Annotated in this window: 13 protein-coding genes; 6 read left to right on the top strand and 7 right to left on the bottom strand. The window is 70.1% G+C overall.

Going from position 1 to position 15,160, the window contains the following annotated elements; translation table 11 throughout:
* The coding region (locus QOL99_RS08350; RefSeq protein ID WP_285522952.1) for a phosphotransferase family protein at window positions 1-930 on the bottom strand (930 nt) is incomplete at its 3' end.
* A complete protein-coding gene (locus QOL99_RS08345; RefSeq protein WP_285522951.1) occupies window positions 927-1,214 on the bottom strand; it encodes a hypothetical protein in 288 nt (95 codons plus the stop codon). The genes QOL99_RS08345 and QOL99_RS08350, both read right to left, overlap by 4 nt.
* Window positions 1,215-1,335: 121 nt before the next feature.
* Between QOL99_RS08345 and glmM the strand changes: the two genes are divergently transcribed.
* Both glmM and polA read left to right on the top strand, forming a co-directional pair.
* A complete protein-coding gene (gene glmM / locus QOL99_RS08340) occupies window positions 1,336-2,667 on the top strand; it encodes a phosphoglucosamine mutase (RefSeq protein ID WP_285522950.1) in 1,332 nt (443 codons plus the stop codon).
* Window positions 2,668-3,074: 407 nt separating this feature from the next.
* Window positions 3,075-5,795: a DNA polymerase I gene (gene polA / locus QOL99_RS08335; RefSeq protein WP_285522948.1), complete on the top strand. Its 2,721-nt coding sequence runs from the start codon at window positions 3,075-3,077 to the stop codon at window positions 5,793-5,795.
* Window positions 5,796-6,014: 219 nt separating this feature from the next.
* Here the strand turns inward: polA and QOL99_RS08330 are convergent, their stop codons facing one another.
* Together QOL99_RS08330 and QOL99_RS08325 are read right to left on the bottom strand one after the other, a co-directional pair.
* Window positions 6,015-6,344 carry a cyclic-di-AMP receptor gene (locus tag QOL99_RS08330; RefSeq protein ID WP_285522947.1) on the bottom strand — a complete coding sequence of 110 codons (330 nt, stop codon included), beginning with the start codon at window positions 6,342-6,344 and terminating at the stop codon, window positions 6,015-6,017.
* 101 nt (window positions 6,345-6,445) lie between these two features.
* Complete coding sequence (locus tag QOL99_RS08325; RefSeq protein WP_285522946.1) at window positions 6,446-6,955, bottom strand: transcription initiation factor IIE subunit alpha family protein; 510 nt, start codon at window positions 6,953-6,955, stop codon at window positions 6,446-6,448.
* Window positions 6,956-7,311: 356 nt separating this feature from the next.
* Between QOL99_RS08325 and QOL99_RS08320 the strand changes: the two genes are divergently transcribed.
* Together QOL99_RS08320 and QOL99_RS08315 are read left to right on the top strand one after the other, a co-directional pair.
* Window positions 7,312-8,055 carry an ABC transporter ATP-binding protein gene (locus QOL99_RS08320; RefSeq protein WP_285522945.1) on the top strand — a complete coding sequence of 248 codons (744 nt, stop codon included), beginning with the start codon at window positions 7,312-7,314 and terminating at the stop codon, window positions 8,053-8,055.
* Window positions 8,045-9,292 (top strand): ABC transporter permease, encoded by a 1,248-nt coding sequence (locus QOL99_RS08315; protein WP_285522942.1) that lies wholly within the window; start codon window positions 8,045-8,047, stop codon window positions 9,290-9,292. Before QOL99_RS08320 ends, QOL99_RS08315 begins: the two co-directional genes overlap by 11 nt.
* Before the next feature lie 61 nt (window positions 9,293-9,353).
* Here QOL99_RS08315 and QOL99_RS08310 read toward each other — a convergent pair whose 3' ends face one another.
* Both QOL99_RS08310 and QOL99_RS08305 read right to left on the bottom strand, forming a co-directional pair.
* On the bottom strand, window positions 9,354-11,045 hold the full coding sequence (locus QOL99_RS08310) for a PRC-barrel domain-containing protein (protein ID WP_285522940.1): 1,692 nt from the start codon (window positions 11,043-11,045) through the stop codon (window positions 9,354-9,356).
* Window positions 11,046-11,090: 45 nt separating this feature from the next.
* The gene (locus QOL99_RS08305; RefSeq protein WP_285522939.1) at window positions 11,091-11,225 is read right to left on the bottom strand and encodes a hypothetical protein; all 135 of its coding nucleotides are present in this window, start codon (window positions 11,223-11,225) and stop codon (window positions 11,091-11,093) included.
* Between the two features lie 205 nt (window positions 11,226-11,430).
* On the opposite strand from QOL99_RS08305, the gene QOL99_RS08300 reads away from it, so the two are divergent.
* Window positions 11,431-11,694, top strand: a complete 264-nt coding sequence (locus QOL99_RS08300; RefSeq protein WP_285522938.1) for a hypothetical protein — start codon at window positions 11,431-11,433, stop codon at window positions 11,692-11,694.
* Window positions 11,695-11,788: 94 nt separating this feature from the next.
* Here the strand turns inward: QOL99_RS08300 and acnA are convergent, their stop codons facing one another.
* The gene (gene acnA, locus QOL99_RS08295; protein WP_285522937.1) at window positions 11,789-14,521 is read right to left on the bottom strand and encodes an aconitate hydratase AcnA; all 2,733 of its coding nucleotides are present in this window, start codon (window positions 14,519-14,521) and stop codon (window positions 11,789-11,791) included.
* Window positions 14,522-14,674: 153 nt separating this feature from the next.
* Here acnA and QOL99_RS08290 point away from each other — a divergent pair.
* Window positions 14,675-15,160, top strand: a 486-nt coding sequence (locus tag QOL99_RS08290) for a CoA transferase (protein ID WP_285522936.1), incomplete at its 3' end; no start/stop codon positions are given.

The raw sequence follows: 15,160 nt of genomic DNA, 5'->3' as shown, positions 1-15,160 counted from the left end.
GCTGCCGCCCTCGCGCCCGGCCTGCGCCGCCGTCGCCAACACGTTCAGGGCGAGGCCCGCCCGCTCCTCGACCTCCCACCCGGCACCCGTGCGGCAAACGCCGTGGGCGCCGAGTTCCTCCAGGTAGGCCCCACGCAGCCGGGGACCGAGGCGGGCGCGGTCTGGACCCGAGAGCCGCACGTACAGCAGGTGCGCGAGGTCCTCCCCCAGCGGCGCCGCGTGTGTCTGCCCGTAGTCGATCAGGATGGGCGAGCCGTCCGCCCGCGACCACAGCACCTGCCCGGCGTGGAGGTCGCCGTGCGCGACCGTGACCCCGCACGTGGCCGCCAGCAGGGCGGGGAGGGCCCCGGCGGCTTCCCGGACCGCTGCCCCCTCCGCGTCCGTCCAGTCCGGGGCCGTCTCCACCCGCGCCGCCCTCCGCAGCGCCCGCGCCGGGTCCCAGCTCCACCCACCGCGCAACTCGGGGCGCTCCAGCCAGAAGGCGTGGTGCCAGGCCAGCAGCCGCACGATGGCCTCCAGCGCGTCTTCCCGCCCGGCGTCGGTGGCAAAGGCGCCCCAGCCTGTGGTCGCGTCGGTCAGGTCCTCGGTCACGAGGTGCGCTCCCAGCCGCGCCGGGTCGCTCGCCGCGTGGAGCAACCGGGCGTGCGGCACGGGCGAGAGCGGCGCGAGGTCGCGCAGATAGGCGGCCTCGCGCCTCAGCCGCGCGTAGGCCCGTTCGTCGCGCCAGCCTGCCGGGAGGTACTTCAGGAAGAGGGGACTGCCCCCGCCCGCGTACCGCGCGAAGGCCGCCCCCTCCCCCACCCACGTTTCCCGCCGCCGCCGGGAACCCGGAAAGGCGGCCCGCAACTCCTCCGGCCACACCCGCGCCGAGCGGGCCGGGCCAGGGCCGGAGAGCCGCCGCAGGTCGCCTACGAGGGCCGCCAGCCTCACGCCAGCAGCGACAGCACCCCGGCCAGCGTGCCCCCGGTCAGGGCCGCGCCCACCAGAAACACGCCCAGGCACCCCAGTCCACGCGGGCGCCGCGTCTGGCGGTAGTGCCCGCCCCGCGCGTACCGCCCCCGGTGGCCGCTGCTGCCGCCCATCACGCCGCCCAGGAAGCCGCCCCCCCGGTGCCCGCTGCTGTGGCTGTGTCCCAGCATCCCGAAGCCGCGCCGCTTGCGGCCGTGGCTGTGGCTGTGACCGAACGAGAAGGAGCCGCCTGAAAATCCGCTCATGCCCCAGGGTACGCGGCGGGGGCGCCTGGGGTTTCCGGCAGGACAGCCAGAGGGACAAGGCGGCCCTGTCCGGCGAGATTCTTCATGGCGGTGGGCGGCGGCCCGCGTATCATGACCCATCATGAGCGAACGCAAGTACTTCGGCACCGACGGCGTGCGGGCGGTGGCGGGCGAATATCCGCTGACCCCGGCCTGGGTGATGACCCTGGGCGCGGCGGCGGGCGAGGTCTTCAAGCGGCGCAACCCCCGCGCCAGCGTGGTGATCGGCAAGGACACCCGCCAGAGCGGCGACATGCTGGAAGCGGCGCTCGCGGCGGGCCTGACCAGCCGGGGCGTCACGGTCATTCACGTGGGCGTCCTGCCCACCCCCGGCGTGAGCTACCTGACCCGGTACCTCGGCGCGGACGCGGGCGTGGTCATCAGCGCCTCGCACAATCCGTATCAGGACAACGGGATCAAGTTCTTCGGGCCGGGCGGCCAGAAGCTCAGCGACGCGACCGAACTGGAGATCGAGGCGGCCATCGACGAGGTGCCCGCGCTGCCGCCCGTGACGGGCATCGACCTCGGCTCGGTGACCAACTACGCGGAGGCCGAGCGCCTGTACACCGGCTTTCTGCGGGAGCACGCGCCCGACCTCACCGGGCTGCGGGTGGCGATGGACTGCGCGAACGGGGCCGCCTACCGGGTGGGGCCGAAGGTCTTCCAGGCGGCGGGCGCCGACGTGTTCGCCGTCTACACCACCCCCGATGGCCGCAACATCAACCGGGACTGCGGCTCGACCCATCTGGAGCACCTCCAGCGCCTCGTGCGGGGGGGAGACTACGACCTCGGCGTGGCCTTTGACGGGGACGCCGACCGCGCCCTGCTGGTGGACTCGCGCGGCAACGTGATCCACGGCGACCACATGCTGCTGCTGGGGGCCCGGGCACGGGGCGAGGGGGCGGTGGTGACCACCCTGATGGCGAACATGGGCCTGGAGGTGAGGCTCAAGGAGGCCGGAGCGCGGCTGGAGCGCACCGCCGTGGGCGACCGCTATGTCCACGCGCGGCTGCACGAGCAGGGCCTGACCCTGGGCGGCGAGCAGAGTGGGCACATGCTGTTCCTCGACGTGTCGCCCACCGGGGACGGGGTGCTGACCGCGCTGCTGACGCTGGGGCATATGCGGGCGCTGGGCACCACCCTCGACGAGTTGCACGACGACCTCGTGATGTTTCCGCAGACGCTGGTCAACGTGCGCGTGGCCGACAAGAAGGCCATCGCCCGCGACGGGGCGGTGCAGGCCGCCGTCGCCGAGGCCGAGGCCCGCCTGAACGGCCGGGGCCGCGTCAACCTGCGCCCCAGCGGTACCGAGAACCTGATCCGGGTGATGGTCGAGGGCCCCGACGAGGCCGAGATCCACGAGGTCGCCCGGACCCTGGCGGGCGTGGTGGAGCGGCAGGGCCAGCGGGGCTGACCCCTCTGCCGCCCGGAGGCCCTGGTCGGCATTCCGGGGCCTGGCCCGACGGTAGTGGCGGGATCAGGTCCGGCTCAGACAGGTGTGGCCCGGCACCCGCCCGCTCCATTGCCAAGCACCTGATCACGCCGGGGCTGGTGGACGGGCCTCTGGACCACGGTCACTGAGGCAAGGGGGGACAGGCAGGGCAGGGCGACGGCGAAGTCGCAATTCACATCAACCGTTTTAAGAGGAGCCTGCCCCCGGAGCCGCAGCAGGTCCAGCCGCAACCCGTGGGTGCTGAAGGGCAGGTCTTCCAGCAGTTCGAGGTCCGGGGGTGGAAAGGCGGCAGGCTCCACCCGGTCACCCTACCCCCACGGCGGGCTGGGCCGCCTTCCCCCTTCCCCGGCCCTCCGTAGAATGCCCGCATGACTCCCGCCTCCCCCGACACGCTCGTGCTCATCGACGGCCACGCGCTGGCGTTCCGCTCCTACTTCGCGCTGCCGCCGCTGAGCAACAGCAAGGGAGAAGCGACCCACGCCATTCTGGGCTTCTTGCGCCAGACGCTGCGGCTGGCGCGGCAATCCAGCAACCAGATCATCGTGATGTTCGACCCGCCCGGCGGCAGCTTCCGGCACGAGCAGTACGGCGCTTACAAGTCGGGCCGCGCCCAGACGCCCTCGGACCTGCCCGGACAGATTCGCCGCCTGCGCGCCCTGGTCGACGCGCTGGGGTGGCCCCGGCTGGAAGAACTGGGCTACGAGGCCGACGACGTGATCGGCTCGGTGACCCGCATGGCCGAGGGCCGGGGTCTGCAGGTCCGGATTGTGACCTCCGACCGCGACGCCTACCAGTTGCTCGACGACCACGTGCGCGTGATCGCCAACGACTTCTCGCTGATCGGCCCGCAGGAGGTGCTGGACAAGTACGGGGTCACGGTGCGGCAGTGGGTGGACTACCGGGCGCTGACCGGGGACGCCAGCGACAACATCCCCGGCGCCAGGGGGATCGGCCCCAAGACTGCCGCCAGGATCCTCCAGGAGTACGGCACCCTCGACGCCGCGCTGGAGGCCGCCCGCGCAGGCACGCTGGAACCCAGGGGCACCCGCGAGAAGCTGCTGGCATCCGAACAGGACGTGCTGTTCAGCCGCGACCTCTCGCGGATGGTGACCGACCTGCCGCTGACGGTCGAACTCGGCGTGCCGCGCGGCCCTGGCGACCCCGAACAGTTGATGGCCCTGCTCGACGAGCTGGAGCTGGTGTCCCTCAAGCGCGAGGTGCTGGCGCTGGGGCAAAAGGAGGCCGACTCGCTGGCCGCCGCCGCCACCGCGTCCATCCCCGCACCGGACGCCTTTACCCCGCCCCCCACCGAACCGTGGCGCACGCCGGGGCCGGACGTGACCTGGGGCTACGTGCTCTCGCGCGAGGACGACCTGACCGCCGACCTGATCGCGGCGGCCACCTTCGACGGCGAGGTCGCCCGCGTCGCCCCCACCGAGGAACGCACGCCCCCACCCGGCGCCCTGCCCGCAGCGGAGGCACCCGCCGACCCCGCGCTGCTCCCCGAGGCACCCCGCACCAAGGCCGAGCAGAAGGCCGCCGAGAAAGCCGCCCGCGCGGTGGAAAAAGCCTCGCAGCGGCTGGCCGCCCTGTACCCGCCCACCGTCTCCGAGACCGAGTTCATCGGGCAGCGGACGGTGCGGGCGGCGGGGGCCAAGGCGCTCGCGGCGCACCTCAGCGTGCGCGGGACCGTGGTGGAGCCAGGCGACGATCCCCTGCTCGTCGCCTACCTGCTCGACCCCGCCAACACCAACATGCCGACCGTCACCGAGCGTTACCTGCGCCAGTCCTGGCCGGGCGACGCCGCCACCCGCGCGGCGATCACCCACCGCCTGATGGCCGACCTCCCGCCCCAGCTCGACGAACCCCGCCGCAAGCTGTACGCGGAGATGGAACTTCCCCTCTCGGCGGTCCTCGCCCGGATGGAGGTGCGCGGGGTGCGGCTCGACAGCGCCTACCTGCGCGGGCTGTCCATCGCCACGGCCGAGCGCCTCGCCACCCTGGAGGCCGAGATTCACGGGCACGCGGGCCGCGAGTTCCCCATCCGCAGCCGTGACCAGCTCGAAACCGTGCTGTACGACGAACTCGGCCTCGCCAGCGGCAAGAAGACCAAGCTGACGGGCAAGCGGAGCACGGCCGTTTCCGCCCTCGAACCGCTGCGCGACGAGCATCCCATCATCCCCGCGCTGCTGGAATACCGCGAGCTGGAAAAGCTGCGCGGCACCTACCTCGATCCGCTCCCCAACCTGGTCAACCCGCAGACCGGGCGGCTGCACACCACCTTCGCGCAGACGGCGGTGGCGACCGGGCGCCTGAGCAGCCTCAACCCCAACCTCCAGAACATCCCCATCCGCTCGGAACTGGGCCGCGAGATTCGCAAGGGCTTCGTCGCGGACGACGGCTTTTGCCTGATCAGCGCGGACTACTCGCAGATCGAACTGCGGCTGCTCGCGCACATCGCGGAAGACCGCCTGATGCAGCAGGCCTTTCAGGAGGGTGCGGACATCCACCGCCGCACCGCCGCGCAGGTGCTGGGGCTCGACGAGGCGACGGTCACGCCCAACCAGCGCCGCGCCGCCAAGACGGTCAATTTCGGCGTGCTGTACGGCATGAGCGCCCACCGCCTCAGCAATGATCTGGCAATCCCCTACGCCGAGGCCGCCACCTTTATCGAGGTCTACTTCAGCACCTACCCCGGCATCCGGCGCTACATCGACCGCACGCTGGAATTCGGGCGCGAACACGGCTACGTCGAGACGCTGTATGGCCGCCGCCGCTACGTGCCGGAGCTCAAGGCGCAAAACCGCACCCTGCGCGAGGCAGGCGAGCGGCTGGCCTACAACATGCCCATCCAGGGCACTGCCGCCGACATCATCAAGCTGGCGATGGTGCAGCTCGACCGCAGGCTGGAGACCCTGGGGGCCCGGCTGCTGCTGCAGGTCCACGACGAACTGCTGATCGAGGCGCCGGGGAACCGCGCGGGGGAGGTGGCGCAGCTCACCCGCGAGGTGATGGAGGGCGCCGCGCAGCTCAGCGTGCCGCTGGCGGTCGAGGTCGGCGCAGGGCCGAACTGGTACGACACCAAGTAGGACGGACTCCGATTGAATCGTTGACGCAGGGATTCCATCCGAGCAGGGCGAGTGGGGGCGAAACGGGCTTCGGGCGTGGAGTGGGCAAACCGGTGCTCTCCCGGTGTGTCAACGAAACAGACGGAACCCGGCATCAGGGGAAGGGCGAGCGGGCGAGCTTGAGGGCAGCAACACCCCTGAAGCTCGCCCGCTCAACTCTTCAAGCTCGGCGCCCGGCCGTCACACCTTGACAAACTCCTGCACGCCCAGCACGAACATCACCGCGCCGCCCACGGCGACCTCCACCGGGTCCGACGCCATGCCCTCGCCGCCCTCGCCCATCGGGACGCCGGGGGTGACGAGGCGGGTGCGGGTGCGGCAGGTCTGCCCGACGTGGCGCTTGAGTTCGTCCATGCGGGTGTCGGGCACCCCGATCATCAGGGTGGTGTTGCCCTCGCGCAGAAAGCCGCCGGTGCTGGCAAGCTTGGTGACCTCGAAGGCGTGTTCCGACAGCACCCGGATCAGCGCGGCGGCGTCGGCATCCTGAATCACGGCGAGCACGAGCTTCATGAAGCCCAGCATAACAGAGGACCCGTCCCCCGCCGGTCATTCCTCCCCCAACACAAAAGGCCTCCACGGTGGGAGGCCCGGAGGTCAGGACGCTGGGAAGATCAGGCGACCTGCTTCTTCTTGCCGGTCACGGGGGCGGCGGGGGCCTGCTCCTGCCCGAGCGCCTGCGCTTCCTTGAGCCGGAAGATCACCAGGCTGCCCACGAAGGTGCAGGTGACCATGCCGTGCGCGTTGAGCAGCGAGAGCGCCGCCATCACGTCGTCTCGGGTCATGCGGAGCTGGTCGCTCATGTACAGGGCGCTGTCGGCCCGGCCCTCGAGGTAATCCCGCACGCGCTTGGCATCCTCGGTAAGCGGCGTGGCAGGCACGTCCGCGAGACCAGGGTCGGCGAGGCCGTACACCGCGCGGGTCCCGGTGCCCGGCAGGCGGCGCACCCGGCCCTGATCAAGCAGGCTGGCCAGGGCCGCCCGCAGGTGCGACAGCGCGAGGCTGGTGGTCTTGGCGAGTTCGGTCTCGACCCATTCCGGCTTGCTTTCCAGCGCCTTCAGGACGAGCTTCTCGTTGGCACGCCGGGTTTCTTGCAGGTCTTCGAGGGTGGGGGGGTTAAACATGCGCTATCCTCCGGAACACCAGAGCAGGCGGTCAGGCCCCTCCGGCGATGAGTCGGGAAAGTGGACTCGGTACAAGTGCGCAGGGCGCAACTTTCCTAGTGTGACAGATCAGGCTTTCACCTGCATGAGCTGGGCTGATGGGGCGTTGGGCTGGAAGGAGCAACGGACGGCGAGCGGGCCGGGTGGCGGCCTGCCTCCTCACTGATGGACTTCAGCGTACCCTGCCCCCATCAGGGCACCGTGAGAGGGGTCACGCCGCGCCTCCAGCATTTCTTGACGGGGCCTCTGGACCCCCGCACAACGTGAGCCCGGCAACGTTTTTGCCCCCCGTGGCGTAGGGTCAGGTGGGAGGAACGATGCTGGATATCCAGAACCTGAGCAAGACGTACGGACGGTACACGGCACTGCGGGACGTGAGCCTCACGGCGGGGGAGGGCGAGGTCTTCGGGCTGCTTGGCCCCAATGGGGCAGGCAAGACCACCCTGCTGCGCATTCTGGCGACGCTGCTGCAGCCGACAGCGGGCCGCGCGAGCGTGGCGGGCCATGACGTGGGGCGCGAGCCGGAAGCGGTGCGCCGGGCCATCGGCGTGGTGAACGGCGGCATGGGCCTGCCCGCCCGGCTGACGGGCCGCGAGGTGCTGCGGTCCTTCGCGGGCTTCTACGGAATGACGCGGGCACAGGCCGACACGCGCGTCGCGGAGCTGGACGCCGCGCTGGAGCTGGGGCGGACGCTGGACACCCGCGCGGGCGAGTACTCGACGGGCATGAAGCAGAAGGTGGTGATCGCCCGCGCCGTGATTCACGACCCACAGGTGCTGATTCTCGACGAGGCGGCGAGTGGGCTGGACATCTTCGCGCGGCGCACCCTGCTCGACTTCGTGGCGGCGGCGCGGCGACCGGGGCGGCTCACCCTGTATTCCACCCACGTCATGAGCGAGGCCGAGGAGGTCTGCGACCGGGTGGCGATCTTGCACCAGGGTGAACTCGTGACGGTGGGAGCGATTCCGGAGATTCTGACCCGGACGGGCGAACGCACTCTGGAACGGGCCTTTTTCGCGCTGGTGCGCGGCATGGACGGGGAGGCCACCCGTGCGTCCTGACCAGATCTGGCGGGTGGCCTCGCGCGACCTGCTCTCGACGCTGCGCGACCGCCGGACCCTGACCAGCACCATTCTGATTCCGCTGCTCCTGATTCCCCTGTTTACCCTGGGGCTGCCCCTGCTGCTGGGCAACTTTATCGGCGGGCAGGCGCAGGAACGGCAGAAGGTCGGGGTGGTGGGCACGCTGCCCGCGCCTCTGCGCACGGCCCTGACCCGCGACGAGACGGCGCCCGGCGGCAGTGTGATCCGGGCCGGGGTCGAACTTGTCCCGGTCGAGGACCCCCGCGCCGCCGTGCAGTCGGGCGAGGTGGACGCGGCCCTGCGGGCCCCCGCGCCGCTGCCCACCCGCGCGGGCGACGGGGCAGGGGAACTGGAGGTCTACGCCAAGCTGGGGAACCTGCGGGCCCAGACGGGGGCCTTCGCCAAGGTGCAGGCGACCGTCGAGGCCTACAACCGCGACCTCGCCGTGCAGCGGCTGGGCGGGCTGGGCCTGGGACCGCAGACCCTGACGCCCGTGACCCTCTCCCCCATCGACGCCAGCCCCGAGCAGGAGCGGCGCAGCGGGCAGCTTGCCTTCCTGATTCCGCTGCTGATGCTGAACTTCATCCTGTCGGGCGCGATGGCCACGGCCCTCGACGCCACGGCGGGCGAAAAGGAGCGCGGCACGCTCGAGAGCCTGCTGGTCTCGCCCGTGCGCCGCTCGGAGGTCGTGGCCGGAAAGCTGCTCGCCACGACCATCACGGCGCTCACCACCGCCCTGTTCAGCGTGGCGGGCTTCCTGTTGACGGGGGTGCTGTCGCGGACCCTGCTGGCGGGGAACGGGGCGAACGCCGAACTGACCCAGGCTTTCGGCGGGCAGCTCACACTGACGCTGGGGGGAGGGCTCGCGCTGCTGGGCACGGTGGTCAGTGCAGCGCTGCTGATCAGCGCCATCCTGATCGCCCTGAGCATCTACGCCCGCTCCTACAAGGAGGCGCAGACCTACGTCACGCCGCTCTCGCTCGCCATCGTGTTTCCGGCGGTGCTGCTGCAGTTCAGTGACTTCCTGACGCTGGGCGACGGCATCTACGCCATTCCGCTGTTTGGAAGCATGGTCGCCATCCTCGATGTGGTGCGCGGCAACCTCACGGCCGGGCACGCCCTGAGCGCCATCGGGGCCAACCTGCTGGGAGCGCTGCTGCTGGGGCTGCTGGCACTGCGGTCCTTCCACCGTGAGGAAGTCATCTTCCGCAACTGACGGGCACGACAGGAGAGGGCGGACCTCCCGTATGTGGGGGTCCGCCCTCAGCCCTAGAGGCTCAGCTGCGGCGGGTGGGATCGGCGGGGTCCACCGGGCTCATTCCCGCCTGGGTCCCGTCGTCCAGCCGTCCTGCCTCGGCCAGGTCCGCCTGACCTTCCAGCGCGGCGACGCCCGTCTCATGGGGGCGCACCGCGAGGGGATCGATGACCGGCTCCTCCTTGCTCACGCTGCCCACCAGGATGTCGAGCACGTCCCCGGCCCGCGCAGCATCGATGGCCTTGTGGGTCACGATCTCGCCGACGTTGAGGATGATGGTGTCGTCGGGAGCCAGGATCACGCGGGTGACGGGGCGTCCCAGGGCGTCGCGCACCTTCTGCTCCAGTTGCTGCTCCTGTCGGTTCTCGAGGGCCTCTCCAGCCTCCTCGCGCTTGTCGCTGAACCACGACTTGGCACGGTCGAGCAGGTTGCTCGCGCCCTCGCTGACGCTCGCCACGCCCCCCGACAGGGCCGCAGCGGTCCCGGCGCCGCTGCCCCCCGTCTGCGGGGCGACCGTCGCGGCGATCAGCGCGGCTTCCAGCCCCAGCGTCCGGGCCCGCTCGGCCACGGCGGGGGTCACGATCTGGCCCTGCACGGCGAGCAGGTTGCCCGTGGGCGTCCGCACGTCGCTGCGGACCCGGCGCCCGATGGTGTCCTCCACGGTGGTGGGTTCGCTGCGTCCGGTCAGGGTCTGCACCGTCTCGGAGAGGCTGCCGCCACCCGCCGCCGCGACCAGGGCAGGAAGTCGCCCTGCCTGCTCGGCCCGCTCGGCGTGGAAGGGCGTGATGACGGTGCCCTGATGGACAATGACCTCCTGCACCCCGTCGGCCACCTCGGCGGTCACGTCGGTGGCAGCGGTCTTGCCGATCACGTAGTCCTTCTGACGATCGGCGCTGGCCCCGCGCAGATCCTCCACGCTGCCCTGCACCCGCTCCCTGGCGCTGCCGTAGGCTTCCGAGAGCACCCCGCCCGTCGCGGCGGTCGCGAGCGCGGCCAGCTTGCCCGCTCCCTCGGCCTGGTCGGCCTGCTCGGCGGTGATGATGTCGCCCTTGTGGACAATCACGCTGCCGTCTTCAAGGGTGATGTCGCCGCCCGCTGTCTTGCCGACGACGTACTCCTTCTGGCGCTCCTTGGTGGCTTCTGCGATGTTCTCGTAACCGTGCTTGACGCTCTCGGCGGCGCTCTGGTAGGCCCCCTTCAGGCCACCGGGCTCCTGCTCCTGCATGGCGGTCGCCACGCTGACCGGCACAATGGCCGCGTCCTGCCCGATCTGCACGTCCTCGGGCGCGGGCACGAAGCTCCGGCCGCTGGTCAGGTCGCTGAAGATCCCGCCCGTCGCGTCGTAGCCTTCCACGCGCCCGGTCATCTCCTCGAAATACACGTCGGCGATCTTGCCCAGGTTCTGGCCGTCGGTGGTCAGCAGCGTCATGCCGACGAGGCTGACGTTGGAATCCAGCACCTCGGCAAGTCGGCCATCCTCACGGGTGGAGGTCACGGCGGCCGCGCTGTCCACCATGATGGCGTCCTCGCCGATGGAACGGATCGCCTCGAAGGGCACCACCCGCGCCGAGCGGAACCAGCCGCCCTCGTCGACGAGCAGCCCCAGCACCTGATTGGCCTGGTGGTCGAAAACGAGGTCGCGCACGCTGTCGATGCGCTCGCCGGTGTTGATGGCCACGACGTTGCGGCCCAGCAGGTCTTTGCCTTTGATCATGCGAGTCCTCCGAGTGTAGGAATGAATGTGGGAATGGGCCCCGGCTCAGAAACCGAGGTCGAGGATGCCCTGGGGCTTGAGGTATAGAAAATACGCGAGTAGGAACAGAATGAGCAGGATCAGAACAATCAGCAGCGCCGTGCGGCCGCCGCCCCCGCCAGTACCTTGCAATCGAGCCATAAGTCAGCCTCCTGCGGCGAGTCTAGGAACTCGGCCCCGCGCGTGGGATGCACCTTCCCTCACCCGGGGTTGACGCAACCTTGCGCCACCCTTGAGCCGGACACATGATTCTCACCGAGCCTGACTGCGGGAGGGCAGACGGCCCCCCGCTCAACCCACAAGTGCCGCCGCAGTCTCTGACTCAGAATGAGGTATGGGTCAAGAGATGTTCAATGCTCTGCTGCTTCCCCTGCTGTTTAGCATGGCGGCGGGCAGCTACGCCTACCTGCGGTTTCCCGAGCGCCGCTTCAGGGTGCTGCTGACCCTGACGCTGTTCCAGCTGGTCGGGGCTTACGGGCACACCGCGCAGCCCGACACGGCGCTGTTCGGCCTGCTGAGCGTGCACCTGCTCGTCGTGGTGGCGTGGCTGGGGCATTACCTCCAGACGCCGCAGGGCAGCCTGCGGCCCGAGCGGGTGCGGCGGGAATAGGCGGGAACAGAAGAGAGAACCCTGATGACCGACGAAGCCCCCACCCTATAGACGGGTGGGGGCTCTCTGTGGCTCTTCTACGAACCGAACCGGCTTACGCCTGAGCGCCTGCCTTCTGGCCGCTGCGCTCCAGAATGCCGCGCAGCACGGTCTGGAGAATGCCGCCGTTCTTGTAGTAGTCGATCTCGACCGGCGTGTCGATGCGGCACTGGAGGGTGACCTCACGCGCCACGCCGTCCTTCGTGATTCGCAGGGTCACGTCCTGGCGGGGCTTCAGGTCGCCGGGCAGGATCAGGTCGAAGGTCTCGTCGCCCCCAATGCCCAGGCTGTCGGCGGTCTCGCCGTTCTTGTACTGCAGGGGCAGCACGCCCATCCCGACAAGGTTGGAGCGGTGGATGCGCTCGAAGCTCTCGGCGATCACGGCCTTCACGCCCAGCAGGAAGGTGCCCTTGGCGGCCCAGTCGCGGCTGGAGCCCATGCCGTAGTCCTTGCCCGCAAAGACCAGCAGCGGCACGCCCGCTTCCTTGTAGGCGGTCGAGGCGTCGAAGATGGAGGTCACCTCGCCCGTCAGGAAGTTGGTGGTAAATCCCCCCTCGGTGCCGGGCGCGAGCTGGTTCTTGAGGCGGATGTTGGCAAAGGTGCCGCGCGTCATGATGCGGTCGTTGCCCCGGCGCGAGCCGTAGGAGTTGAAGTCCTTGGGTTGAATGCCGCGCTCCAGCAGGTACTTGCCCGCCGGGGTGTCGGCCTTGAAGGACCCGGCCGGGCTGATGTGGTCGGTGGTCACCGAGTCCCCGACCTTCACCAGCACGCGGGCACCCTCGATGGAGGTGATCTCATTGGGACCGCCCGCCAGGGTCTCGAAGAAGGGCGGGTTCTGGATGTAGGTGGACTCGGGGTTCCAGTTGTACAGCGCCCCCTCGGCGACCGGGATCGCGTTCCACTCGGCGTTGCTCTGCTCGATGCCGTCGTAGACCCGCTTGAACATCTCGGCGTTGATCGCCTGATCCATGATCGTCTGGATCTCGGCGCCGGTCGGCCACACGTCGCGCAGGTAGACGGGCTGGCCGTCGCTGCCCTGCCCGATGGGATCGTTCACGATGTCATTGACGACCGTGCCTGCCAGTGCGTAGGCCACGACCAGCGGCGGCGAGGCGAGGTAGTTCGCCTTGATGTGGGGGTTGACGCGGCCCTCGAAGTTGCGGTTGCCCGACAGCACCGAGGCCACCACCAGGTTGCCCTCGTCGATGGCCTGCACGGTGGGCTCGGGCAGCGGTCCCGAGTTGCCGATGCAGGTCATGCAGCCGTACCCGACCGTGTTGAAGCCGATCTGGTCGAGGTAGTCCTGAAGCCCGGCGGCTTCGAGGTACTCGGTCACGACCTTGGAGCCGGGCGCGAGGCTGGTCTTGACCCAGGGCTTGGGCTTCAGGCCCTTCTCGACGGCCTTTTTCGCCACGAGGCCCGCCGCGATGAGGACGCTGGGATTGGAGGTGTTCGTGCAGGAGGTGATGGACGCCAGCGTGACCGCGCCGTGCCCGATCCTGATCTCGGTGCCGCCGATGGTCCCCTGGGCCTCCAGCTTGTCCGCGCCCAGCTCGAAGCCGCGGTTCTTGACCGGCGCGGTCAGGGCCTCCGCGAAGACCGTGTGCATGTCGGTCAGGTCCACCCGGTCCTGCGGGCGCTTGGGCCCGGCGAGGCTGGGGACGATGGTCGAGAGGTCGAGTTCGATGGTGTCGGTGAAGACGGGATCGGGCGTCTCGTCGGTGCGGAACATGCCCTGCGCCTTGTAGTACGCCTCCACGAGTTCGATCTCGTCCTCCAGGCGGCCGGTGCGGCGCAGGTAGCGCAGCGCTTCCTCGTCCACCGGGAAAAAGCCCATCGTCGCGCCGTACTCGGGGGCCATGTTGGCGATGGTCGCGCGGTCGGGCAGGGTCATGCTGCTCAGGCCCGCCCCGTAGAACTCCACGAACTTGCCCACCACGCCCTTCTCGCGCAGCATCTGCGTGACGCGCAGGGCGAGGTCGGTGGCGGTCGCGCCCTCGGGCATCGCGCCCGTGACCTTGAAGCCGATCACCTCGGGCATCAGCATGTAGATGGGCTGGCCCAGCATCACGGCCTCGGCCTCGATGCCGCCCACGCCCCAGCCCACGATGCCCAGGCCGTTGATCATGGTGGTGTGGCTGTCGGTCCCGACGAGGCTGTCGGGGTACACGACCACGCCGCCCTCTTCCCCGTCCACCGTCTCGGGGCGGCTCTGCACGCCCTTGGCGAGGTACTCGAGGTTGACCTGGTGGATGATGCCCGACGCGGGCGGCACCACGCCGAAGTTGTCGAAGGCCTGCTGGCCCCACCTGAGGAACTCGTAGCGCTCGCGGTTGCGCTCGAACTCCAGCGCCATGTTGTTGGCGAGGGCAAAGTCGGTGCCGAACTCGTCGACCTGCACCGAGTGGTCAATCACGAGGTCGACCGGGATCAGCGGGTTGATCTGGTTGGGGTCGCCGCCGAGCTTCACCATCGCGTCGCGCATGGAGGCGAGGTCCACGACGGCGGGCACGCCCGTGAAGTCCTGCAGGATCACGCGGGCGGGCTTGAAGGGGATCTCGATCTCCTCGTTGACGGGCTTCCAGTTCGCGACGGCGCGGACATCCTCCTCGCGCACGTCGTAGTTGTTGGCCTCGCGCAGGACGCTCTCGAGCAGCACCTTGACCGAGAAAGGCAGGCGGGCAATGTCCGCGCCGTCCACCTGAAGCTTGTTCAGGTCGTAGAAATAGAGCTTCTGCCCAGCCTTGGTGGTGAGCACGTCACGCGCACCGAACAGGTTCATCGCCATGTCAGTCTCCTTCTGGCCGCCTTGTGGCAGGCCCCCGCGAGGGGCGCGGGTGATGGGTCCATCATAGGCGGAGCGCCCTGAACACACCCCGTCTCCGGCACAGGAACGCCGTTACCCCTATGGGGACAACAGACAGGCGTGGGAGGATACCTCATGTCAGGCCCTCTGCACGGCTTCACGGTCCTGAGCCTCGCGCCCAACCTGCCGGGCCCCCTCGCCGCCGCCGCGCTGCGGGACGACGGGGCGCAGGTCGTCAAGGTGGAACCGCCGGGGGGTGACCCCTTCGCGGGGTGGGCGCCCGAGTGGTACGGGGAGCTGACGCGGGGGGTGGAGGTGCGGCGGCTGGACGTCAAGGGGGCGGCTGGACACGCCGAATTGCGGGCATTGCTGGTCGGGGCCGACCTCCTGCTCACGAGCAGCCGTCCCTCGGCACTGGGGCGGCTGGGGCTGGACGGCGGAACGCTGGGACGGGACTTCCCGCGCCTGTGCCGGGTCCCCATCGTGGGAGACACCCGCACGCCGGAGGTCCCGGGGCACGACCTCACCTATGTGGCGGAAGCCGGGCTGATCGACCCCGCCCGGCCCGCCCTGCCGCGCACCCTGCTGGCCGACGTGCTGGGCGGGCAGCGGGCCCACGCG

Source organism: Deinococcus rhizophilus (assembly GCF_030271215.1).
Lineage (GTDB): Bacteria > Deinococcota > Deinococci > Deinococcales > Deinococcaceae > Deinococcus > Deinococcus rhizophilus.
The sequence above is the reverse complement of the archived record's forward strand: the minus strand, read 5'-3'. Positions and strand labels throughout refer to the sequence as shown.

What these genes read in the sequence shown, in the direction of transcription:
- QOL99_RS08345 (WP_285522951.1), bottom strand. Translation starts at nt 1,214, where the DNA reads ATGAGCGGATTTTCAGGCGGCTCCTTCTCGTTCGGTCACAGCCACAGC.
- glmM (WP_285522950.1), top strand. Translation starts at nt 1,336, where the DNA reads ATGAGCGAACGCAAGTACTTCGGCACCGACGGCGTGCGGGCGGTGGCG.
- polA (WP_285522948.1), top strand. Translation starts at nt 3,075, where the DNA reads ATGACTCCCGCCTCCCCCGACACGCTCGTGCTCATCGACGGCCACGCG.
- QOL99_RS08330 (WP_285522947.1), bottom strand. Translation starts at nt 6,344, where the DNA reads ATGAAGCTCGTGCTCGCCGTGATTCAGGATGCCGACGCCGCCGCGCTG.
- QOL99_RS08325 (WP_285522946.1), bottom strand. Translation starts at nt 6,955, where the DNA reads ATGTTTAACCCCCCCACCCTCGAAGACCTGCAAGAAACCCGGCGTGCC.
- QOL99_RS08320 (WP_285522945.1), top strand. Translation starts at nt 7,312, where the DNA reads ATGCTGGATATCCAGAACCTGAGCAAGACGTACGGACGGTACACGGCA.
- QOL99_RS08310 (WP_285522940.1), bottom strand. Translation starts at nt 11,045, where the DNA reads ATGATCAAAGGCAAAGACCTGCTGGGCCGCAACGTCGTGGCCATCAAC.
- QOL99_RS08305 (WP_285522939.1), bottom strand. Translation starts at nt 11,225, where the DNA reads ATGGCTCGATTGCAAGGTACTGGCGGGGGCGGCGGCCGCACGGCGCTG.
- QOL99_RS08300 (WP_285522938.1), top strand. Translation starts at nt 11,431, where the DNA reads ATGTTCAATGCTCTGCTGCTTCCCCTGCTGTTTAGCATGGCGGCGGGC.
- acnA (WP_285522937.1), bottom strand. Translation starts at nt 14,521, where the DNA reads ATGGCGATGAACCTGTTCGGTGCGCGTGACGTGCTCACCACCAAGGCT.